At 59.9% G+C, this 21,098-nt stretch carries 17 protein-coding genes and 1 tRNA gene; 14 read left to right on the top strand and 4 right to left on the bottom strand.

Annotation, left to right across the window (positions count from 1 at the left end; translation table 11 throughout):
* Window positions 1–237: 237 nt before the first annotated feature.
* The 9 genes from AC4PS6_RS16065 to AC4PS6_RS16105 all read left to right on the top strand — a co-directional run bounded on the left by AC4PS6_RS16065 (window position 238) and on the right by AC4PS6_RS16105 (window position 8,761).
* Window positions 238–1,011: an ABC transporter ATP-binding protein gene (locus AC4PS6_RS16065; protein WP_010213906.1), complete on the top strand. Its 774-nt coding sequence runs from the start codon at window positions 238–240 to the stop codon at window positions 1,009–1,011.
* Window positions 1,012–1,024: 13 nt separating this feature from the next.
* Window positions 1,025–1,777 carry an ABC transporter substrate-binding protein gene (locus AC4PS6_RS16070; RefSeq protein ID WP_014716503.1) on the top strand — a complete coding sequence of 251 codons (753 nt, stop codon included), beginning with the start codon at window positions 1,025–1,027 and terminating at the stop codon, window positions 1,775–1,777.
* 74 nt (window positions 1,778–1,851) lie between these two features.
* A complete protein-coding gene (locus AC4PS6_RS16075) occupies window positions 1,852–2,547 on the top strand; it encodes an ABC transporter permease (protein ID WP_005783890.1) in 696 nt (231 codons plus the stop codon).
* 38 nt (window positions 2,548–2,585) lie between these two features.
* A complete protein-coding gene (locus tag AC4PS6_RS16080; protein WP_032803763.1) occupies window positions 2,586–3,275 on the top strand; it encodes an ABC transporter permease in 690 nt (229 codons plus the stop codon).
* Complete coding sequence (locus AC4PS6_RS16085; protein ID WP_137271191.1) at window positions 3,256–4,443, top strand: methyltransferase; 1,188 nt, start codon at window positions 3,256–3,258, stop codon at window positions 4,441–4,443. Before AC4PS6_RS16080 ends, AC4PS6_RS16085 begins: the two co-directional genes overlap by 20 nt.
* A 501-nt stretch (window positions 4,444–4,944) precedes the next feature.
* A tRNA-Thr gene (locus tag AC4PS6_RS16090) sits at window positions 4,945–5,020 on the top strand.
* A 403-nt stretch (window positions 5,021–5,423) separates the two neighbouring features.
* Window positions 5,424–6,767: a CHASE2 domain-containing protein gene (locus AC4PS6_RS16095; protein WP_336826724.1), complete on the top strand. Its 1,344-nt coding sequence runs from the start codon at window positions 5,424–5,426 to the stop codon at window positions 6,765–6,767.
* A 37-nt stretch (window positions 6,768–6,804) separates the two neighbouring features.
* Entirely contained in the window at window positions 6,805–7,170 is a 366-nt protein-coding gene (locus AC4PS6_RS16100) for a hypothetical protein (protein ID WP_014716500.1), read from the top strand.
* Window positions 7,171–7,183: 13 nt separating this feature from the next.
* A complete protein-coding gene (locus AC4PS6_RS16105) occupies window positions 7,184–8,761 on the top strand; it encodes a M48 family metallopeptidase (protein ID WP_032901798.1) in 1,578 nt (525 codons plus the stop codon).
* Between the two features lie 80 nt (window positions 8,762–8,841).
* On the opposite strand, the gene AC4PS6_RS16110 is transcribed toward AC4PS6_RS16105, so the two are convergent.
* Window positions 8,842–10,158 (bottom strand): OprD family porin, encoded by a 1,317-nt coding sequence (locus AC4PS6_RS16110; protein WP_014716498.1) that lies wholly within the window; start codon window positions 10,156–10,158, stop codon window positions 8,842–8,844.
* Between the two features lie 408 nt (window positions 10,159–10,566).
* Here AC4PS6_RS16110 and AC4PS6_RS16115 point away from each other — a divergent pair, with 408 nt between their 5' ends.
* The gene (locus tag AC4PS6_RS16115) at window positions 10,567–12,642 is read left to right on the top strand and encodes a TonB-dependent receptor (protein ID WP_032901797.1); all 2,076 of its coding nucleotides are present in this window, start codon (window positions 10,567–10,569) and stop codon (window positions 12,640–12,642) included.
* Window positions 12,643–12,959: 317 nt separating this feature from the next.
* Here the strand turns inward: AC4PS6_RS16115 and AC4PS6_RS16120 are convergent, their stop codons facing one another.
* The 3 genes from AC4PS6_RS16120 to AC4PS6_RS16130 all read right to left on the bottom strand — a co-directional run bounded on the left by AC4PS6_RS16120 (window position 12,960) and on the right by AC4PS6_RS16130 (window position 17,548).
* Window positions 12,960–13,175, bottom strand: a complete 216-nt coding sequence (locus AC4PS6_RS16120; protein ID WP_014716496.1) for a hypothetical protein — start codon at window positions 13,173–13,175, stop codon at window positions 12,960–12,962.
* 235 nt (window positions 13,176–13,410) lie between these two features.
* Window positions 13,411–14,517: an agmatine deiminase gene (aguA, locus tag AC4PS6_RS16125; RefSeq protein WP_060767901.1), complete on the bottom strand. Its 1,107-nt coding sequence runs from the start codon at window positions 14,515–14,517 to the stop codon at window positions 13,411–13,413.
* 121 nt (window positions 14,518–14,638) lie between these two features.
* The gene (locus AC4PS6_RS16130) at window positions 14,639–17,548 is read right to left on the bottom strand and encodes an aminotransferase (protein WP_336826717.1); all 2,910 of its coding nucleotides are present in this window, start codon (window positions 17,546–17,548) and stop codon (window positions 14,639–14,641) included.
* Window positions 17,549–17,699: 151 nt separating this feature from the next.
* Between AC4PS6_RS16130 and rfbB the strand changes: the two genes are divergently transcribed.
* The 4 genes from rfbB to rfbD are packed head-to-tail and all read left to right on the top strand — an operon-like array spanning window position 17,700 to window position 21,074.
* Window positions 17,700–18,782: a dTDP-glucose 4,6-dehydratase gene (gene rfbB / locus AC4PS6_RS16135; protein ID WP_020302409.1), complete on the top strand. Its 1,083-nt coding sequence runs from the start codon at window positions 17,700–17,702 to the stop codon at window positions 18,780–18,782.
* The gene (gene rfbA / locus AC4PS6_RS16140) at window positions 18,779–19,654 is read left to right on the top strand and encodes a glucose-1-phosphate thymidylyltransferase RfbA (RefSeq protein ID WP_014716492.1); all 876 of its coding nucleotides are present in this window, start codon (window positions 18,779–18,781) and stop codon (window positions 19,652–19,654) included. Before rfbB ends, rfbA begins: the two co-directional genes overlap by 4 nt.
* Window positions 19,651–20,196, top strand: coding sequence for a dTDP-4-dehydrorhamnose 3,5-epimerase (rfbC, locus tag AC4PS6_RS16145; protein ID WP_014716491.1), 546 nt, complete (start codon window positions 19,651–19,653; stop codon window positions 20,194–20,196). The genes rfbA and rfbC overlap by 4 nt, the downstream gene beginning before the upstream one ends.
* On the top strand, window positions 20,193–21,074 hold the full coding sequence (gene rfbD / locus AC4PS6_RS16150) for a dTDP-4-dehydrorhamnose reductase (protein WP_014716490.1): 882 nt from the start codon (window positions 20,193–20,195) through the stop codon (window positions 21,072–21,074). Before rfbC ends, rfbD begins: the two co-directional genes overlap by 4 nt.
* Window positions 21,075–21,098: the final 24 nt, after the last annotated feature.

A 21,098-nucleotide genomic window follows, 5' to 3' on the forward strand; every position in this document is an offset into this window, starting at 1 on the left:
CAAAGCTGGCACCATCGCGCCCTTTTTTACGCGAAGCCTGTGGATCTTTCCGGTTCAAACGTCTGTAGGTTGTTGATGGCGCGACACGCTACTGCGCCGATGCGACACCCTGCCGCAGACCATCGGTTAACCGTCCGCAGCGCTGTTGGCTGTCATCCAAACGCTATGCTAGCTTGGCGCCTCGCCAGGAAGGCGGCCCAACAGCGAAGATCGCAACGAACACAATGAGGACCGCACATGGCCGAGGCCACGCCCGCGCTTGAAATCCGCAACTTGCACAAACGCTATGGTGAGCTTGAGGTACTCAAGGGTATCTCGCTGACCGCTCGCGACGGCGATGTGATCTCGATCCTGGGTTCCTCCGGTTCCGGCAAGTCCACCTTCCTGCGCTGCATCAACCTGCTGGAAAACCCGCACCAGGGCCAGATCCTGGTGGCCGGCGAAGAACTCAAGCTCAAGGCCGCGAAAAACGGCGAACTGATGGCCGCCGACGGCAAGCAGATCAACCGCCTGCGCAGCGAAATCGGGTTTGTGTTTCAAAACTTTAACCTGTGGCCGCACATGAGCATCCTCGACAACATCATCGAGGCCCCTCGTCGCGTGCTCGGCCAAAGCAAGGCAGAAGCCATAGAAGTGGCCGAGGCCCTGCTGGCCAAGGTCGGTATTGCCGACAAGCGCCACGCTTACCCTGCGCAACTCTCCGGCGGCCAGCAACAGCGGGCGGCGATTGCCCGCACCCTGGCGATGCAACCTAAAGTCATCCTGTTCGATGAGCCGACGTCGGCGCTTGACCCGGAAATGGTTCAGGAAGTACTTAATGTGATCCGCGCACTGGCCGAAGAAGGCCGCACCATGCTGCTGGTCACCCACGAAATGGGTTTCGCCCGTCAGGTATCCAGCGAAGTGGTGTTTTTGCACCAGGGCCTGGTCGAAGAGCAAGGATCGCCACAGCAGGTGTTTGAAAACCCGCTTTCGGCGCGCTGCAAACAATTCATGTCCAGCAACCGCTAACGGAGCAACATGCATGCAGACCTATAAGAAATTCCTTCTGGCCGCGGCCGTCTCGATGGCGTTCAGCGCCACGGCCATGGCAGAAACCTTGAAAATGGGGATCGAAGCGGCCTACCCGCCGTTCAACAATAAAGACGCCAGCGGTAACGTTGTCGGCTTCGACAAGGACATCGGCGACGCCCTGTGCGCCAAGATGAAAGTCGAAAAGTGCGAAGTGTATGTGTCCGACTGGGACGGCATCATCCCTGCCCTGAACGCCAAGAAGTTCGACTTCCTGGTGTCCTCGCTGTCGATCACCGACGAGCGTAAGCAGGCGGTTGACTTCACCGACCCGTACTATTCCAACAAGCTGCAGTTCATTGCGCCCAAAGCCACTGCGGATTTCAAGACCGACGCCACTTACCTCAAAGGCAAGGTGATCGGTGCACAGCGCGCAACGCTGGCCGGTACCTACCTGGAAGACAAGCTGCCGGACACCGAAGCCAAGCTCTACGACACACAGGAAAACGCCTACCTCGACCTGACCTCCGGTCGCCTCGACGGCATCCTGGCTGACAAGTACGTGCAGTACGAATGGCTCAAGAGCAAAGACGGTTCGGCCTATGAATTCAAAGGCGACCCGGTGGTAGAAAGCGACAAGATCGGTATCGCCGTACGCAAGGGCGACCCACTGCGCGAGCGCCTGAACAAAGCCCTGGCAGAGATCAAGGCAGACGGCACCTACAAAAAGATCAACGACAAGTACTTCCCGTTCAGCATCGAATGATCTGAACGGCCTGCCCGGCGCGCTCCTGCGAGCGCGCTGGCTTTTAGCAATGCCTGCCGCGATATGAAAACACCATGAATTTCGATCTCTACGGATTCGGCCCGGCGCTCGCCGCCGGCGCGCTGATGACCGTCAAACTGGCGCTCACGGCCCTGTGCCTGGGGCTGGTGCTCGGCCTTGCCGGCGCCTTGGCCAAGACTTCGCCGTACAAGCCGCTGCAATGGCTGGGCGGTGCGTATTCGACCATCGTTCGCGGTATTCCCGAATTACTGTGGGTGCTGCTGATTTACTTCGGCACCGTCAATCTGATGCGTGCCCTGGGTGAGTTCTTCGGCAACCCAGACTTGTCCCTGAGCGCCTTCGCCGCTGGCGTCATCGCCCTGGGCCTGTGCTTCGGCGCCTACGCAACGGAAGTGTTCCGCGGCGCGATCCTCGCCATTCCCAAGGGCCACCGCGAAGCCGGTGTGGCGTTGGGGCTGTCGAAGTTTCGGATTTTCACCCGGCTGATCATGCCGCAAATGTGGCGTATCGCCCTGCCGGGCCTGGGTAACCTGTTCATGATCCTGATGAAAGACACCGCGCTGGTGTCGGTGATCGGCCTGGAAGAAATCATGCGCCACGCGCAGATCGGCGTGACCGTGACCAAGCAACCCTTCACCTTCTTCATGGTCGCGGCGTTCATGTACCTGGGCCTGACCGTACTGGCGATGACCAGCATGCACTTCCTGGAAAAACGCGCCGCCCGCGGCTTTGCAAGGAGCACCCAATGAGCGGCGACTACAGCTGGCTATCGCACTTTGACCTGGGCCTGAACTGGGCCGTGATCATCAAGTGGCTGCCGAAGTTGGCCCAGGGCGCAACCTTGACCCTGGAGCTGGTGGCAATCGCCGTGATCGCCGGCCTGCTGCTGGCGATCCCTCTGGGCATCGCCCGCTCTTCGCGCCGCTGGTACGTGAGCGCCCTGCCCTACGGCTACATTTTCTTCTTTCGTGGCACGCCGCTGCTGGTGCAGTTGTTCCTGGTGTATTACGGCCTGGCGCAGTTCGACGCCGTGCGCAACAGCTTCATGTGGCCGTACCTGCGCGACCCGTTCTGGTGCGCCACCGCCACTATGACCCTGCACACCGCCGCCTATATCGCCGAGATCCTGCGCGGTGCGATCCAGGCCATCCCGCCGGGAGAAATCGAAGCGGCACGGGCCCTGGGCATGTCCAAGCCCAAGACGCTGTTCTACATCATTCTGCCTCGCGCCTCGCGCATCGGCCTGCCGGCCTACAGCAATGAAGTGATCCTGATGCTCAAGGCCAGCGCCCTGGCCAGCACCGTGACCCTGCTGGAACTGACCGGCATGGCGCGCACCATCATTGCGCGCACTTACCTGCCGGTGGAGATTTTCTTCGCTGCGGGGTTGTTCTACCTGCTGATGGCCTACGTGCTGGTGCGCGGCTTCAAACTGCTGGAAAAATGGCTGCGCGTCGATGCGTGCCAAGGACGTTGAGGCACGCTTCCAGGCACTGGATGCATTCCTGATCGAGCACCAAGGGCTGTGGCGACCACGGCCCTTTACCCAGTTGCAGTTGCCCTGGGAAACCGAGCATCCGGAATTATCCCGGTGGTTGCGTCAGCGCTCGCTGGCCGAAGCTGAAGCCAGTCATAACCAACCCCACGACCTGCCCGCGCCCGCACCGTTTCCACAGCTGGCCGCTCGCGCGCTGCGCCTCGGCGCTGTGGATAAGTTACCCACGCACACCCTTGAGCCCGCTCGCCATCGCCTGAATGTCGACGTGCCCGGGCGCAAATGGCAACAGATCGAAGCCTTCGGCGCCGCGCTGACTTTTGCCCAAACGCCTGCCCACTGGCTGGACTGGTGCGCCGGCAAAGGCCACCTCGGACGTCGCCTGCTGCAACCCGGTCAACAACTGACCTGCCTGGAGTACGACCCCGCCCTCATCGCCTCCGGCCAAGCCTTGAGTGATCGCCACGACCTCCACGCAACCCATCACCTCCAAGACGTCATGGCGGATGTCGCGATCCAGCCCGAACACACACCGGTCGCCCTGCATGCCTGCGGCGACCTGCATGTGCGCCTGCTGCAACTGGCCAGCGCCGCCGGCTGCAAACAACTGGCCCTGGCGCCCTGCTGCTACAACCGCATCACCGCCGACCGTTATCAGGCCGTCTCCGCCGCCGGGCGCGCCTCACTGCTGCAACTGTCGATTGATGACCTGGGCCTGCCCCTGAGCGAAACCGTCACCGCCGGCAACCGTGTACGCCAACAACGAGACACCTCCATGGCCAGGCGCCTGGGCTTTGACCAACTACAGCGGCAAGTGCGCGGCTGCGACGACTACCTGCCAACACCTTCCCTGCCCGCCAGTTGGCTGGATAAATCCTTTGCCGACTACTGCCAGGAACTGGCGAGCCTCAAGGGCTTATCCACAGGTGTTCAGGACTGGCAGGCCCTGGAAGCCCACGGCTGGCAGCGCCTGGCCGAAGTGCGCAACCTTGAGTTAGTGAGAGGCTTGTTTCGACGCCCATTGGAACTGTGGTTGGTATTGGACCGAGCACTGTTCATGGTGGAACAGGGCTACAACGTCGAGGTCGGCAGCTTCTGCGAACCATCGTTGACCCCTCGCAACCTGATGGTGCTGGCCGAGCGCGAATAAAGGGCAAAAAATCCTACAAGCGCCTTGTGGATAACTCTGTTGATGAATAGTTTGCAGAGGCCCTAGATATAGGCACTTCACACCCAAAGCCGGCCTGGTTATTTTTTGTTCACAAAATAAAATGCACACAAAACAGGCAGTTGCAGCGTGTTGAGAACTGCTGCGCAAAATGGCTGTTTCGGGACAACCGTTACCAACCGATTGTGCATAAGCATCTGGCGCCAGGCGCATAACGGGCTCTTTGTGCGGGCTGTTTGGCGCGTTTGGCAAGGGGTAAAGCCCGTTGTGCATCAGGTTACGAGGGGGTCTGTCCAAGGGATGCTTGAACCCTATCGATCTCGTCTACTGCATGGAGTTGGACCCGTACTTTGCACGCGCTCTTCAACCTGTGAAGACACGGGGAAAACGCCCTAATCGAGAGAAACCTCCGACTTTGCAAAAATAGTCAGAATTCAGGGGTTTACAGAACCTTTCCAATCGCTATAATCGTCGCCCTAACACGCCGGTATAGCTCAGTTGGTAGAGCAACTGACTTGTAATCAGTAGGTCCCGGGTTCGACTCCTGGTGCCGGCACCATACAAAACAAAGCCTCCACAGAAATGTGGAGGCTTTGTTGTTTCCGCATGTCCACATCCTGTCCACACCTTGCCATCCTGCAGCGCAAGCCTCATCGCGGTGAGATCGACAAATCAACCGACTACCAGGGTGGCAAATACAAAGACTGCCTTTTCGCACTCCTATTTCCAGGAGATGAGGATTGAATAGCCCAGGAACGTTGAGCAATAGCGAAGTGATGTGGTGCCTAGGCTGGCCGCCCGAAGCCCACGGAATAAAACCCCGGCCTGGACACGCCCGGGCTTTTTTACGAATGACGATCCATGCGCCCATCGCGATATGGCACTTAGCCACTTTTCCAATTGACACCCCCTCCCCACTCCGTTAAAAACCCCGCCTTGCTTGCGTTTTTATCGAGACATGGATGTTGTCCAAACCCCCGCTATTCAAATACCGCCGCTATTGGCTGGCGGTCATCATCGTGTTGCTGGCGATTCTTGATCCTTTCGGCCTGGCCAGTTCCAGCGACAAGGCGTCGGCGCAGTGGCTCAATCGCATGTTTGCCAGTCACTACCCGAGCCTTGGGCAGCAGCGGGTGGCGGTGGTGTTGATTGATGATGCCTACCTGATGCGCAATAACAGTTCGTGGCCCATGCCTTATGGCGAGCAGAGCAAGTTGTTCAAGCGCTTGCTGGCGTACAAGCCCCAGGCGGTGTTTGTGGATTTGCTTTATAGCCACGACCACTCGTTCGGTGACCCTGCGCGGGGCAGTCAGTTGCTGGCGAATGTGTTTGAGCGTTATCAGCGCCAAGGCATCCCGCTGTGGCTGGCCAATACGGGGTTGATGCGCGCAGAGGCGGGCCAGGCGAATACGCTGGCGCCGTTTATGCAGGTGAGCCAGCCGGCCCTGGTGGTGTGGGAAGGCGTGGATGACAAATATCCACTGGCGATGAAGACACAGGCAGGGTTGTTGGAAACCCCTGCCATGTCGCTGTACCGGGTGTTCTGCGCCACGCAGCACTGCAAGCCGCCGCCGGTGGATGCGCAAACCGCTGCTCAGCGCCAGCCCATCGCGGTGCAATGGGGGCTGAAGCTGGCGCCCGAGCAGGCGCGTATTGCCGATATCCGCCACTGCGCGCCGGCACGGCATTTTTTGCTGGATGGGGTGGCGCAGTTCTTCCAGGCGGTGTTCTGGAAACTCGATGACTCGGCCCAGGCGCGCTGCCCTTATACGCTGACGTTGTCGGCCAGTGACCTGGAGGTCAGCGACCCCGACGACCAGGCACTGGTCGCCGAATTGCTGCGCGACCGCCTGGTGTTGGTGGGCGCCAATATCGCCTCGACAGGGGACTTGGTGGAGTCGCCGGTGCACGGCCAGCTCCCCGGCGTTTACCTGCACGCCATGGCGCTGGACAACCTGATCAATACGGGCATGGACTACGACCATGAACCGGCCAATTTCCCCCACCTGCCGTTCAATTGGCTGGACCTGCTGGAGCTCGGGCTGCTGGCGTTGATCGCCGTGCTCAAGGCGCTGCACGCACGTCGCCTGGCGGGCCATCGCCCCTGGAGCCGGTGGCGTCGCCAGGAAATCTGGTTTTTTACCTCGCCATGTCCGTCGTGGCTGTTGGTGATGTCGATGTTGGCGGGGGTCAGTGTGTTGCTGAGCCTCAATGACATCACCCCGGTCAACGTGCTGGGCATTGCGTTGCTGTCGTTGGTGCTGTTCAGCGAGCGGATCGAAGCCTTCTTCGACCGCGATCGCTGAGTGCGCCGCTCTGCTATCTGACTCAAGGAAACCAAGGATGAACAGAAGCCTCATCGTCTTGCTCGCCGCCCTCTTCACCCAGGGCGCCTGGGCAGAAACCCACAGTATCAAGGCGTTCCTCGCCGACCCGGTGACAGTGCTGGACGAGCAGGGCAAGCAACAACGTGAGCTGGCGAAAAAGGACGCGCCCACCCAGCCCCTGCCGGTGTTGCAGTACAACCAGGCACTGGACCTGGTGCAGGTAGAACTGGCAGGCCAGAAGGTGTGGCTGGACACCATGGATTTGCGCATCGAGCCCCCGCTGAACGTCGTGGACCTGCCCTGCCAGGGCCTGACCAAAAGCCAGGCCAAGGACAGCCGCAACAACTCCACCATCGGTTTTGGTGCCGGCTGCAATCAATAAAAGGAGCGTTGCGGTGAAGGGATATCTAGTAGCAGCCAGCCTGTTGGCCAGTTCGGTGCTCAGTGGTTGCGCCACCTTGAAAGGCGCAGACCAGGCATTTCTGAACCTGGTGGGGCCCTCGACCCAGTCCCGGGTTCAGGGCCATTACGTGGACAACAGCGACGTACGCCAGTATTACAAGCTCGACCCACAACGCCAGAGCAAACAGCGCTTGAGCTACGACGGGCGTGCGGTGCCGGCCGCTGAAGCGCGCCAGCAGAACCTGGTGGATATCCCAATGCTGCAAGCCTACCTGCAGGGCATTGTCACGCGCTTGTCCAAAGGCTGGCCGGGAGAGTTGCCGCCGCTGCAGGTGAAGATCACCGACAGCTATGGCTTCGGGCCGTCGGCAGACCCTTACGGCAATCTGTTCGTGCCGCTGGGCATGCTGGACAACGTCGCCAGTGAAGATGAAATCGCGGCGATGCTGGGCCATGAAATGAGCCACGTATTGCTGCATCACCATGACCGCATGGCCGCTTTCCAGCAGCAGAAAGACATGTTTACCACCGTCGCCTCCACGGTCGCCTTGGCCACCATGGCTGCCGATACGGGCGTGGACCGCAGCTCCGGTACGATGAAACTGTTCAGTAAAGACCCGGCCGGCACCCAGAAGACCATCGGCAACACCGTGCTGTATACCGCCCTGGCCAATACCTTTTCCGATCAGGTATGGAGCACCGCCTGGGGCCGCAGCCAGGAAGACCAGGCCGACTTGCTGGGCACCGACTTGATGATCCGTGCCGGTTACGCGCCGCGAGCCGCCACCCATAGCCTGGAGCGCCTCAACGACTTCCAGGGCAAGCAGAAGCCCTTGCTCACGGGGTTCCTCACGGCGCGCAAGAATGCCATGCAGGATTCGCTGCAGCAGTTCAATCTCAACCAGTTCACCAAAGAGCTGGACGTGCTGGTCAAGGATGGCTTGACCACCGGCCTCACCGCGACCAGCCAATATTTCAACCGCTCACATATGTCGGCCATGGACCGCGACACCGAGCTGCGCCAGTACTTGCAACGCGAATATCGCCAGGAACGCCGCGCCCGGGTCAACCCGCAAAGCTGGGCGAAAATGAAGAGCACGCCCCAGGTCGCGAAGGCTTTGCAGGGCTATAAAGACGCGTACTTCGCGATTGATGCCCTGGAGAAAAACAAGGTGCCAGACGCTGACGCTTTCATCCGCAAGGCCCTGGCTTCGCCGGTAAAAGACCAGCCGAGCATTCGGCGCACTGCCTATACTGTGCGCCTGGCCCAAGGCAAAAACAGCGAAGCGGTGAAAGAGTTGCAGGCGATCAAGGACTGGTCCCTGGCCGGGCCTTCCACCTATGACTTGATGATCAGCTACCACCTCAAACGCGGTGACGGGCAATCGGCACTGGCGATGATCGATAAGGCAGAACGCAACCTGGGCTCGGAGGAACTGTTTATTACCGAAAAGCTGCTGGCCAACCAGCAACTGCAGAATGCGCAGCAGGTGCAAACGGTGTTGCGCAAGTGCGAGCAGTACCCGACACGCAAGGAAAACTGCAAGAAACTCGCGCCAGCCAAGGCCTAGGTAGCAGCCTCCAGGCATAAAAAAACCCCGAACCAGTCGGGGTTTTTTATGGCCTGGCATCAGGCACGACATTCGATCAATTAGAAAACGTTGATCGGGTAGTCGGCGAACAGACGGATTTCGTTACCGCCTACGTTGTACTCGCTGGCGTTGTTGGAAACGCGCAACCACGAGGCACGAGCACGCAGGCTCAGGTCTTTGGCTGGGCCGCTCTGTACCACGTACTTGAACTGGTTCCAGATTTCACGCTCGGTACCATCGCCACGGTTGGTACCGTCGTCGATGTTGGTACCGCGCACGTAGGCAATGTTGTAGGTCAGGCCCGGTACGCCGAAGGTGGCGAAGTCGATGCCGTAACCTGCTTGCCAGGAGCGCTCGTCCTTGCCGTTGAAGTCGGACCAGTAGGAGTTGGCCAGCAAGATGGTATTGCCGCCGTCGCCGATACCGCCGGCGTTGCGGTAGCCGCCGTACAGGTAGCCAGTGTCACCGGTGCTGCGCTGGTGAGCGATGGTGAAGCTGTGCGGGCCAACGGCCCACGTGGCGCCCAGGCTCCAGATTTTGTTGTCGCGCGCGTCAGCGTCTTTTTGGTTTTCCAAGGCGAAGCTGCGATCCAGCTTGGTCTTGTAGCCATTGAAGTCAAACGTCAGCGACTGCTGCTGCGGCAAGGCCAGCACGTAGTTGACGTTGACGTATTGCTTCTTCAACACGTCCTGCATGTCGGAGGCGTAAAGGGCAGCCGACAGGCTCTCGGTGAATTTGTAGCTACCACCGATATAGTCGATGCTTTTCAGGCGGCCGCTGTCGGTGCCTTCCATGCTCTTGCGCGCTTCTTTAGTGAAATGACCCGCGTCCAATTGCAGACCGGCGATTTCTTTAGAGACGATCGAAGTACCGGTGTAGGTTTCCGACAACAGGCGAGAGTTGTCGTACTGCAGCACAGGCACAGCCGGGAACTGATCACCGTACTTGAGTACAGTGTTGGAAACGCGGAACTTAACGGCAGCGCCGCCTTTGGCCAGGTCGTGCGGTGCCGAGCCTGGGTTTGGCTTGCCGTTGTCATCAAGAGTGCCGTTGCCCTGCTTGAAGAAGTCGATACCGCCGGCGCCAGCGCGACCTTTACCACCGTCCAGGCGGATAGCGTATTGGCCAATCACATCCACACCCACACCCACGGTGCCTTGGGTGAAGCCGGACTCGAACTTGCCGATGAAGCCTTGGCCCCATTCAGCTTTGTCCTGCTTGCCGTTTTTGTAGTCACGGCTGATGTAGGCGTTACGTGCTGCGATGTTCAGGTGGCTGTCTTCAACGAAACCCTTGGATTGCTCCTGGTCGTTTGCCATTGCTGTCGATGCGCTCAAAATCCCCAGAGCGATCAGACTCATCCGTTGCTTCAACATTTTCTTATATTCCTTATTACGGGTTGAGTACGCGCTGTGACACCAGGCTCCTGTTGCTTTTTCTGGTGTCGACTGTGCCGGCAAAAAGAAGGCCCGCGGACGACTGAACTGCCGCGGGCCTTTTTTTATTGGATTAGTCATGGTGGTTAGCCACAGGCGTTGGGCGCAATCCTATGCGGGCGTTGAACTATGTGTCAATTTCGTGAATCGTCTGTATTTAGGCGATATTCGTCTAAGCGGCGAGCGGAGGCGCAGGGATGAAAGCCTGAAAAGCGCCTTGAATCCCCCTCGAAACACATTAAGTAACAAATCCGACAGAGCGGACGTTAGGGAATAGATAACACGCGCAAATGCAAAGCATTACCATTCGCGCACAATTTTCCTGTCACGTCATTTGGATACGCTCCCATGCCTGCCCCTCGCCTGACGCCTCTCTCCCTTGGGCTCTCTGTTCTGCTGTCTGCCGGTTTTGCCGGTGCGGCCACGGTCTTGCCTGAAACCTCGATCAGTGTGGAAGCAGACGAAGACGACCCACGGGTCAAGGAGACCAGCACCGCCACACGCACCGCGACGGCTGTTCGCTATGTGCCCCAGGCGATCGACTCAGTCAAAACCGAAAGCCTGCGCTCCTATGGCACCAACGAGCTGGGCCAGGCGTTGAGCGGTATCCCCAACGTCAGCAGCGGCGCCGATACACGCTTCGACAGCCTGCGCATACGTGGTTTCGACGCCAGCAATGACTTCTATCTGGATGGCATTCGCGACGACAGCCAGTACGTGCGCGACCTGCATAACATCGAGCGTATCGAAGTACTCAAGGGGCCGGCTGCGGTGCTTTACGGGCGAGGCGGCCAGGGCGGCATCGTCAACCGGGTGAGCAAAATGCCAACCCCAGGGCAAAAATCCAGCATCGAAGCCCAAGGCGGCAGCAACGATTTGCGCAGCCTGTATGCCGACCTGAGCACCGACCCCACCGACAACATCAGCCTGCGCCTGAACATGGGCAACCAGGATAACAACAGCTTTCGCGATGGCGTCAGCGGCAACCGCCAGTTGTTCGCGCCGTCGATGAGCTGGCAGCTCACTCCAGAGCTGAACTGGCTGGTGCAATACGAATACAGCCGTTACAACCGCACCCCAGACCGTGGCATTCCGGGCGTCAACGGGCGCCCGGCGGATGTGAGCCGCAGCACCACTTACTTTGATCACGGCGATTACATCGACGATAAATCCCAGTCCCTGCGTTCCAAACTCGCCTACGAGCTCAACGCCGACTGGCAACTGCGCCACACCCTTGGCGTGTTCAAGCTCGACAGTGATTTCGACAATACCTACCAGACCGGCTATGAGCCGAAAACCAACAGCGTCACCCGCCAACACTGGCAGCAGGACCTGACCACCCGCAACGTGTTCAACAACCTGGAACTGGAAGGCGGTTTCGACACCTTTGGCCTGGAACACCGCCTGCTCACCGGTATTGAGCTGGGCAGCCAGCGCCGCGATCCGAAGCTGTACTCCGCTCGGGATGGCAGAACAGTGCCGAGCCTGGACCTCAACCAACCCAATCGCCGCCTGAGCCACACCGGGAGCATGCGACTGTCGAGTAACAACCACACCGAAGTCGAAAGCCGCGCCCTGTATGTGCAGGACCAACTGCGCCTGAACGACCAGTGGCAACTGCTGGGCGGGCTGCGTTATGACCGTTTCGAAGTGGACACCACCAACAAGCTGCTCGACATCCAACAGAACGTGAAAAGCCACAGCACCAGCCCGCGGGTCGGCCTGGTGTGGACGCCCCTGGAACACCACTCGTTCTATGCTTCGTGGAGCAAGACCTTCACACCAGCCGGCGGCGGCCTGATCGGCATCACGCCGAACGCCACCGGCAACGCCAACGACCTGAGCCCGGAGCTGACCAAGCAAAAGGAAATTGGCGTGAAGAGCGACTGGTTCGACGAACGCCTGAGCACCACCCTGGCCGTGTACGAACTGGAACTCTACAACCGCCGCACCAGCGACCCGCTGGACCGCACCATTACGCTGCTCACTGGCGAGCAACGCTCACGCGGCGTGGAGCTGACCGCCACCGGCAAGATCGTCGACAACTGGTATGTGCGCGGCGGCGTAGGCCTGCAGGACGCCAAGGTCGAGAAGGACAACAATGGCTTTGAAGGCAAACGAATCAGCGACGTGGCCAAGCGCAACGCCAGCCTGTTCATCACCTGGAAACCGCAGATGGGCTGGTACGCGGAAACCGGTTTGACCCTGGTGGGTGATCGATATGCCGACAACCTCAACACCGTGGTGTTGCCGGGTTATGGCCGCTGGGACGCGCTGGCCGGGTTCCGTCAGAAAGAGTGGGACGTGAGGGCGGCGCTGAACAATATTGCCGACAAAAACTACTACGCCTCGGCGACCAGTGCGGCGCAGATTCAACCGGGGGAGCCGCGAAGCCTGGTGGTCACCGGTACCTACAGCTTCTGACACGCCTCATGTGAAACAAAGCCAGCCCCCACACTGGTTAGGCATTGCCCACAACATCAGCGCCTGGCGCAGATCCCTGTGGGAGCGGGCTTGCCCGCGAAAGCGGTGTGCCAGTCACTGGATGTTTAACTGAACCACCGCCATCGCAGGCAAGCCAGCTCCCACACTGGTTAGGTAGTGCCCACAACATCAGCGCCTGGCGCAGATCCCTGTGGGAGCGGGCTTGCCCGCGAAAGCGGTGTGCCAGTCACTGAATGTTTAACTGAACCACCGCCATCGCAGGCAAGCCAGCTCCCACAGTTGGTTTCAGGTGTTCTTTAGTTGCTCATTACCTCGCACAACGCCTGCACTTCATCCTCCGTGAACAACCCCAACGGGTAGCGCTCACTCATCACACTGCGCAAGTCAGACGCTTGCCTGGCCTGTCGCGAGCCGTTCGCCTTCAACCAAAGGGCCAACGCATGGATGGCGTCACCGTCGACCCGCAAAGGGTGGAACGTACGCGTGTTCATCAGGTGGACATCGGCATTCATTTCAGCGCTCTCTCCTGCTGCGTGAGCGGCTAACTTACTCAAGGTTTGTGACAGAACTACGCGGTCATCCCCCTTGGGCCACTGTAACCACAGCGATACAAGAGCTATGCCAATGTGCCCTGTTCACCGGCATGCAGGCATGAAAAAGCCCGCGACCGGGCTGGGTCGCGGGCTTGCGGGGAACACTGCAAACGCGCGGTGCTCGTGCGCCATCAAGGCGCTGTTACAACTGCACTCACTTTCGCTGCGGAGCTGGCTGCTGCTGGGTCAGGCAATGGATATTGCCCCCACCCAGTAACAGTTCGCGGCCCGGCACCATCACCACTTCATGCTGTGGGAAAAGGTTCTGCAGGATCTGCTTGGCCTGGTCGTCCATCGGATCATCGAAGCTCGGCGCGATGATGCCGCCGTTGACGATCAGGAAGTTGACATAGGAACCGGCCAACCGCACGGTCGGATTACGCTCCTGGCTGCCCTCAACCAGGTCTACCCCGGCGCATTCCTCCTCAGTGGCATACAGCGGACCCGGGATCGGCATTTTATGCACGATGAACGAGCGGCCCTGGGCATCGGTGCTGCTTTGCAGCACGTCCATGGCAGCGTGACAGCGTGGGTAGTTCGGGTCTTGCGGGTCATCGGTCCAAGCCAGCAACACTTCGCCCGGGCGCACGTAGCAGCAGAAGTTATCCACATGGCCGTCGGTTTCGTCGTTGAACAGGCCATCCGGCAACCAGATGATCTTATCCACAGCCAGGTTATCGCTGAGCACCGCCTCAATAGCCGCACGATCAAGGTGTGGGTTGCGGTTGCGGTTCAACAGGCATTCTTCGGTGGTGATCAGGGTGCCTTCGCCGTCGACATGAATCGAACCGCCTTCAAGCACGAAGCCTTCAGTGCGGTAACGCGGTGCGCGCTCCATCTCGAGGATCTTGCCTCCCACTTGGGAATCGCGGTTCCACGGGGAATACAGGCCGCCGTCAAAACCACCCCAGGCGTTGAAGTCCCAGTTCACACCCCGTACTTCACCACTGCCGTTGATCACGAAAGTCGGGCCGGTGTCGCGAACCCACGCGTCGTCATTGGACATTTCCACCAGGCGGATATTGGGTACGTCCAGGCGGGCACGGGCGTTTTCGTACTGGCTGGCGGAGACCGCGACGGTCACCGGCTCAAAACGTGCGATAGCCTTGGCCACCGCCACATGGGCCGCCTGCGCTGGCTTACCGCCCAGGCGCCAGTTGTCTGGGCGCTCGGGCCAGATCATCCAGGTCTGGGTCTGGGGCGCCCATTCGGCAGGCATATGAAAGCCATCGGCGCGAGGTGTGCTGTGCAAGGTGGTCATGGCGATCAGGGCTCCGAATGGGGTGAAGGGCAACTTTATAATGGATAAAAATCGGCTTTAACAGACTAAAAACATGATAGGTGCTCGGGCCTGCAAAAAATAGCCGATAACAATCGATAAATCACAGTTGTTCATCCAGCACTTTGGACAGCATGTCCACAAAGAAGTCCACGCTGCGCCTGGACGTCACCATCGGCGGCTTGATTTTGAGGATATTCAGATAATCACCGGTAGGTTGCATGAAAATCCCCAGCTCCCGCAGGCGATCACACAACAAGGCGGTTTCTGCCGTCGCAGGTTCCAGGGTGTGGCGATCACGCACCAGTTCAAGGCCCAGATAGAAGCCCGAACCGTGCACGGCACCGACGAGTGGATGGCGATCAATCAATTCCTCCAGTCGTGCCTTGAAATGCCCGCCTACCACTTGGGCGTTTTCCCACAGCTTTTCCTCTTCCATCACGTCCAGCACTGCCATGCCGATCCGGCAACTGACCGGGCTGCCTCCCGATGACGAGAAGAAGTAACCCTCGGCCTCCAGCGCCTCGGCAATCTCTCGGCGGGTAATCACTGCGCCCAACGGCTGGCCGTTGCCCATGCCCTTGGCCATGGTAATGATGTCAGGCACCACACCCTGCTGTTCAAACCCCCAGAAGAAATGCCCCATGCGGCCGTAACCCACCTGCACTTCATCGGCGATGCACACGCCCCCCTGGGCACGCACCAAGCCATACACCTGTTGCAGGTAACCCGCTGGCAGGGAGATGCCACCGGCGTTGCCGTACACCGGTTCACAGATAAACCCGGCCAATTGACGCTGGCTCGCGGCGATTTTCGCCAGGTTATGCTCAACACTTCGTACATAGTCCGGCGCGCTGTCCGGCCCGCGGAATTCACCGCGGTAAGTATTGGGCGCGGTCACCGGGTGTACCCAATCCGGGCGGCTGCTCAAGGCCTGGGGGTTATCGGCAATCGAGGTGGACACGGCATCCGCCGCCACCGACCAGCCGTGGTAGGCCTCCAGCACGCTGAGCATGTCGCGCCCGCCGCTGTAGGCCCAGGCCAAACGAATCGCCAGGTCATTGGCCTCCGTGCCGCTGTTGACCAGGAACACCCGGTCCATGCCCTGTGGCGCCAACGCCAGCAGGCGCTCGGAGAACTCGGCAATTGCCGCATAGTGGAAGCGCGAGTTGGTGTTGAGCAACGACCATTGCCGAGCCGCCACCTCAGCCATGCGCGGGTGGCCATGGCCCAGCACGGCCACGTTGTTGAGCATGTCGAGGTAGGATCGGCCCTGCATATCGATCAGGTGGTTACGCCAGCCGCGCTCGATACGCGGTGGGTCGGCGTAGTAGTGCTTCTGGGAGCGGGCAAAGCTGGCATCCCGCCGGGCCAGCAGGGCCTGCGGGTCCAGTTCCGGCTCAGCATCACAGGCCAGGCCCAACAGCGCCGAGGGTGACGGGCACAACGCCTGCCACGCCAACGCCCGGGAAGGTGTGCAGAACAGCGGCGGCTCAAGGTCGGCGCGGCATAACTGCACAGTCAACGGCGCCTGCACCTCGCCCAGCACCTGCCCTTTGACCAGCGTTGCGCCGGGCTTGAGTGACGTGCGCACGCCCCACAGGCGCAGGCTCAGCTCACTGTCGTGCAAGCACAGCAAGCCGTCGGCACCTTCGCGCAGCGTTCCCGCAAAGGGTGCTTCCAGAACCGTGCCGTGAGGCAGGTGCAGTTCGACATGCAGGGGTAATGTCTCGGGCTCTAGCGCACTGTCGGGGCGGGTGCGCGACAAGCGGTATTGCCCATAACGACTGGCCGCCAGCCCATGCACCGTCGCCGCTTGATCCAGCAAGCGCCGATCGATGCCGGGAGTTTCCCAATTGCCAGCCTCGAAATGCGGGCTGAGTACGCCCAGGTCGATCAGCGCGAACTCGCGCCCCACCAAGCCTGGCAATAAAGGCGCGAAGTCTTGGTTGGCGACGGGCGGTAATGTTTCACCGACGCTGCACAGAATCGCTGCTTGCATGAGTTCAAAGGGCACCGACGTGGCGATATGGAAGATTTCCCACTCGTGTTCGGCGTTTTTCTTTAGATAAACGTTATCCGGGTCCAGGCATTGCTGCTGCTCACTGCTGAGCACCAACACTGCCGCGCGGGCGACGATCAACGGCCACAACACCTCCAACTCTTCGCGCTGCAACGGCGTGACCGCGTGGCAGGCCTGGATCGCCGGCAAGACGGCAAACGGATCACCGTCGGCATGGTGCAACAGCGCCGCGCAGGTCACCGACAGGTCGGCAACTCGCCAGGTACGCACCAGATCGCCAAAATCGATCACGCCTTGTATACGCCAGTGCCGCTGGACATCACGCTGCCACACCACATTGTCATCGGTGATATCCATGTGCACCGCTTGCCACGGCAGGTGTGCCGCCAACGGCTGGACATGCGCCTCGACCTGCCTGGCCACCTGCTCCAAAGCAGCACGCTGCGGCAGGTCGGGCAAGGTTGCCAGCAGGTGGGCGATCAATGCCTGCGCGTGGCGCGGGTCCCATTGCAGGGTGCGCGCAAGGCCAGGGTGCTCGAAATCTGCCAGCGCGAGGCTCATCTGCCCGCACAGCTCACCAAAGCCTTCGATCACGGTGCGGCTCAGGTGGGGTAAATGCGTCAGGGGCTGGCCGTCGATGTAGCCCAATAGCCGCAGGTGCAGGGTTTGGCCATCGACGTTGACCGTCAGTAGATCCTCGCCCTCCACGGTCGGGATGACCTTGGGCACGCGCAGGCCGGGATGCGTGCCCAGGCTGTTAAGGGCCGCATGCTGGGCCTGGAGTTCAAGCGCGGCGTAGTCACCTCGGCAGATCTTCAGAACAAAGCGGCCCCGAGTGCTGTCAACTCTATAGTTGAGGTCTTGTTGACTGCCCAATGAGCGTAATTTGCCCGTCATTCCATAATGTCGCTCGAGCAGGTGTGCTGCCTGCTCGAGGGTTACTTGTGGGCAAGGCAAGCTGGCACGGTGGGTCAACGTGGCTAACGACATTGTGACGACCTTTGTTTTTTCAGGCGTCTATATCGCCATTGTTCAGGGGCGATAATCAACCCCTTATGCTCACGGCGCTTGCGCCAGCCCGATTCACAACTCAAGCTATGCATCTTTCGCTTTATGTCCGTCTAAGGAAAAGGCCCTCGACATGCGCATTCTCATCACCGGCGGTGCCGGATTTATTGGCTCGGCCCTGATCCGGCACTTGATTCAACACACTGAGCATGAAGTGCTCAACCTGGACAAGCTGACTTACGCCGGCAACCTCGAGTCGCTGACCAGCATCGCGTCCAACAGCCGCTATGAGTTTGTCCAGGCCGATATCATCGACCAGGCCACCGTCAGCGCCGTGCTCGCACGCTTCCAACCCGATGCGATCATGCACCTGGCGGCCGAGTCCCATGTCGACCGCTCCATTGACGGTCCGTCGGATTTTATCCAGACCAACATCGTCGGCACCTACAGCCTGCTGGAAGCCACGCGCGCCTATTGGCAGAAGCTGGCAGAGCCGGCAAAAAGCGCGTTCCGTTTCCACCACATCTCCACTGATGAGGTGTATGGCGACCTGCATGGCGTGGACGACCTCTTCACCGAAACCACGCCTTACGCCCCCAGCTCGCCTTATTCCGCGAGCAAGGCGGCGTCCGACCACCTAGTACGCGCCTGGCAGCGCACCTATGGCCTGCCGGTGCTGTTGACCAACTGCTCGAACAATTACGGGCCGTTCCACTTCCCCGAAAAATTGATCCCGCTGGTGATTCTCAATGCCCTGGCGGGCAAGCCACTGCCGGTGTATGGCGATGGTCTGCAGGTGCGTGACTGGCTGTTCGTCGAGGATCACGCCCGTGCGCTGCTCACAGTGGTCACCACTGGGGTTGTGGGCGAAACCTACAATATTGGCGGCCACAACGAACAGAAGAACATCGACGTGGTACGCGGCATCTGCGCCCTGCTGGAAGAACTGGCGCCGCAACGCCCAGCCGGCGTGGAGAAATTCACTGACCTGATCACCTTCGTCAAGGATCGCCCAGGCCACGACCAACGCTATGCCATTGACGCCAGCAAAATCGAACGCGAACTGGGCTGGGTCCCGGAAGAAACCTTCGAGACCGGCCTGCGCAAAACCGTGCAGTGGTACCTCGATAACCTGGAATGGTGCCGCAGGGTCCAGGACGGCAGTTATCAAGGTGAACGACTGGGCAATACTGACGTGAAGGATTTGATCGCATGATGAAGGGAATTGTATTGGCCGGCGGTTCCGGCACCCGTTTGCATCCCATTACCCTGGGCGTGTCCAAACAGTTGTTGCCGGTATATGACAAGCCGATGATCTACTACCCGATCTCGGTACTGATGCTGGCGGGGATTAAGGACATCCTGGTGATCTCCACACCAGTGGACTTGCCCCAATACCAGAACCTGCTGGGCGATGGCAGCCAATTCGGCGTGCGCTTCACCTACGCGGAGCAGCCTTCGCCGGATGGCTTGGCCCAGGCGTTTATCATCGGCGAAGAGTTCATTGGCGATGACCCTGTGTGCTTGATCCTGGGGGACAATATCTTCCACGGCCAGCATTTCGGCGAGCAGCTGCGCACTGCGGCGGAACGCCCCTCAGGCGCTACCGTGTTCGGTTACTGGGTCAAAGACCCTGAGCGTTTCGGTGTAATTGACTTCGATAGTGAAGGCCGCGCCCTGTCCATCGAAGAAAAACCGGCTAAGCCTAAGTCCCACTACGCCGTGACCGGCCTGTACTTTTACGACAACGACGTGATCAAGATCGCCAAGGCGGTCAAGCCGTCGCCACGCGGCGAGTTGGAGATCACCGACGTCAACAATGCCTACCTCCAGCGTGGCGATCTGCACGTTGAACGCTTCGGTCGTGGTTTCGCCTGGCTCGACACCGGCACCCATGACAGCCTGTTGGAAGCCTCGACCTACGTTCAGACCATCGAGCACCGCCAGGGCTTGAAAGTGGCCTGCCTGGAAGAAATCGCCTACGAAAACGGCTGGATCGATCGTGACTATCTGCTGGAACGTGCCAAGTACTTTGGCAAGACCGGCTATGGTCAGTACTTGTACTCTCTCGCTGGGAATCCTAAATGAATGTGAACGCCACTGAACTGCCCGGTGTATTGATCATCGAGCCCAAGGTTTTTGGCGATGAACGTGGCTTTTTCTATGAAAGTTTCAACGCCCGGGATTTTGCTCAGGCCAGCGGTCTGGAACTGCAGTTTGTGCAGGACAACCACTCGCGCTCGCAAAAGGGCGTGCTGAGAGGCCTTCACTATCAGGTAGAACACGCCCAAGGAAAATTGGTGCGTGTGACCGCCGGAGAGGTACTGGACGTTGCGGTGGATATCCGCCGCAGCTCACCACATTTCGGCAAATGGGCCAGCGTGCGCCTATCGGCCGAAAATAACCGCCAGCTGTGGATTCCTCCGGGCTTCGCCCACGGTTTTGTAGTACTCAGCGAATACGCAGAATTCCTCTACAAGACCACGGATTACTACACACCGTCTGCGGAGAGGTGCATTCGCTGGGACGAACCTGAACTGAGCATTGATTGGCAGTTGGCGGGCCCACCCACCTTGTCTGCCAAGGATCAAAACGGTAAAAACCTGAAAGACGCGGACCTGTTCCCGTGACAGCCTCCCTAAAAATCCTCATCACCGGCCAACACGGCCAAGTCTCCCAGGAGCTGCAACAGCGGCTCCAGGACCTGGGCGAACTCATCGTCCTGGGCCGCGACCAGCTTGACCTGGCAAACGCAGACCTTATCCGCCAACAAGTGCGCGCCCATCGCCCCGGCCTGATCATCAACGCGGCGGCCCACACCGCCGTCGATCTGGCCGAGAGCGAGCCGGACGCTGCGTTCGCCATCAATGCCATCGCCCCCCGCATCCTCGCCGAAGAAGCCAAGGCCCTGGGCATCCCGCTGATTCACTACTCGACCGACTACGTGTTCGACGGCACTAAACCTGCCCCGTACACCGAAAGCGACACGCCGAACCCATTGGGTGTCTACGGCCAGAGCAAGCTGGCGGGTGAGCAGGCGATTGCGGCTGTTGGCGGCCAGTACCTGATCTTGCGTACCAGCTGGGTCTATTCGGGCCATGGCAAGAATTTCCTGCTGACCATGCAACGCCTGCTGCAGGAAAAAGCGCAGATGCGCATCGTTGCCGACCAGATCGGTGCGCCGACCTGGGCCGGGACTATCGCCAACAGCACCCGCGTGCTGATCGAGCAGTGGCAGGCCGGTAAGGCAGGGGATTGGGGTGTTTACCACCTCACTGCCCAGGGTGAAACCTCGTGGTTCGGTTTTGCCGCGGCGATTGGCGAGCAACTGCGCGCCGAAGGCAAGGCCTGCGCCGAGCTGGAACCGATTCCTTCCAGCGCCTACCCGACCCCCGCCAAGCGCCCGCTGAACTCGCGCCTGGACTGCACGCGCCTGCAACAGCAATGGCACGTCAGCCAGCCACAATGGCAAGACGCATTGCACGAGTGTCTTGCACAGCAGCACTAGGCATAATGCGCCTGTACTCACAGG

It is taken from the genome of Pseudomonas sp. DW-iso17 (assembly GCF_058725345.1).

What these genes read in the sequence shown, in the direction of transcription:
- AC4PS6_RS16065 (WP_010213906.1), top strand. Translation starts at nt 238, where the DNA reads ATGGCCGAGGCCACGCCCGCGCTTGAAATCCGCAACTTGCACAAACGC.
- AC4PS6_RS16070 (WP_014716503.1), top strand. Translation starts at nt 1,025, where the DNA reads ATGCAGACCTATAAGAAATTCCTTCTGGCCGCGGCCGTCTCGATGGCG.
- AC4PS6_RS16075 (WP_005783890.1), top strand. Translation starts at nt 1,852, where the DNA reads ATGAATTTCGATCTCTACGGATTCGGCCCGGCGCTCGCCGCCGGCGCG.
- AC4PS6_RS16085 (WP_137271191.1), top strand. Translation starts at nt 3,256, where the DNA reads ATGCGTGCCAAGGACGTTGAGGCACGCTTCCAGGCACTGGATGCATTC.
- AC4PS6_RS16095 (WP_336826724.1), top strand. Translation starts at nt 5,424, where the DNA reads ATGTTGTCCAAACCCCCGCTATTCAAATACCGCCGCTATTGGCTGGCG.
- AC4PS6_RS16100 (WP_014716500.1), top strand. Translation starts at nt 6,805, where the DNA reads ATGAACAGAAGCCTCATCGTCTTGCTCGCCGCCCTCTTCACCCAGGGC.
- AC4PS6_RS16110 (WP_014716498.1), bottom strand. Translation starts at nt 10,158, where the DNA reads ATGTTGAAGCAACGGATGAGTCTGATCGCTCTGGGGATTTTGAGCGCA.
- AC4PS6_RS16115 (WP_032901797.1), top strand. Translation starts at nt 10,567, where the DNA reads ATGCCTGCCCCTCGCCTGACGCCTCTCTCCCTTGGGCTCTCTGTTCTG.
- AC4PS6_RS16120 (WP_014716496.1), bottom strand. Translation starts at nt 13,175, where the DNA reads ATGAATGCCGATGTCCACCTGATGAACACGCGTACGTTCCACCCTTTG.
- aguA (WP_060767901.1), bottom strand. Translation starts at nt 14,517, where the DNA reads ATGACCACCTTGCACAGCACACCTCGCGCCGATGGCTTTCATATGCCT.
- AC4PS6_RS16130 (WP_336826717.1), bottom strand. Translation starts at nt 17,548, where the DNA reads ATGTCGTTAGCCACGTTGACCCACCGTGCCAGCTTGCCTTGCCCACAA.
- rfbB (WP_020302409.1), top strand. Translation starts at nt 17,700, where the DNA reads ATGCGCATTCTCATCACCGGCGGTGCCGGATTTATTGGCTCGGCCCTG.
- rfbA (WP_014716492.1), top strand. Translation starts at nt 18,779, where the DNA reads ATGATGAAGGGAATTGTATTGGCCGGCGGTTCCGGCACCCGTTTGCAT.
- rfbC (WP_014716491.1), top strand. Translation starts at nt 19,651, where the DNA reads ATGAATGTGAACGCCACTGAACTGCCCGGTGTATTGATCATCGAGCCC.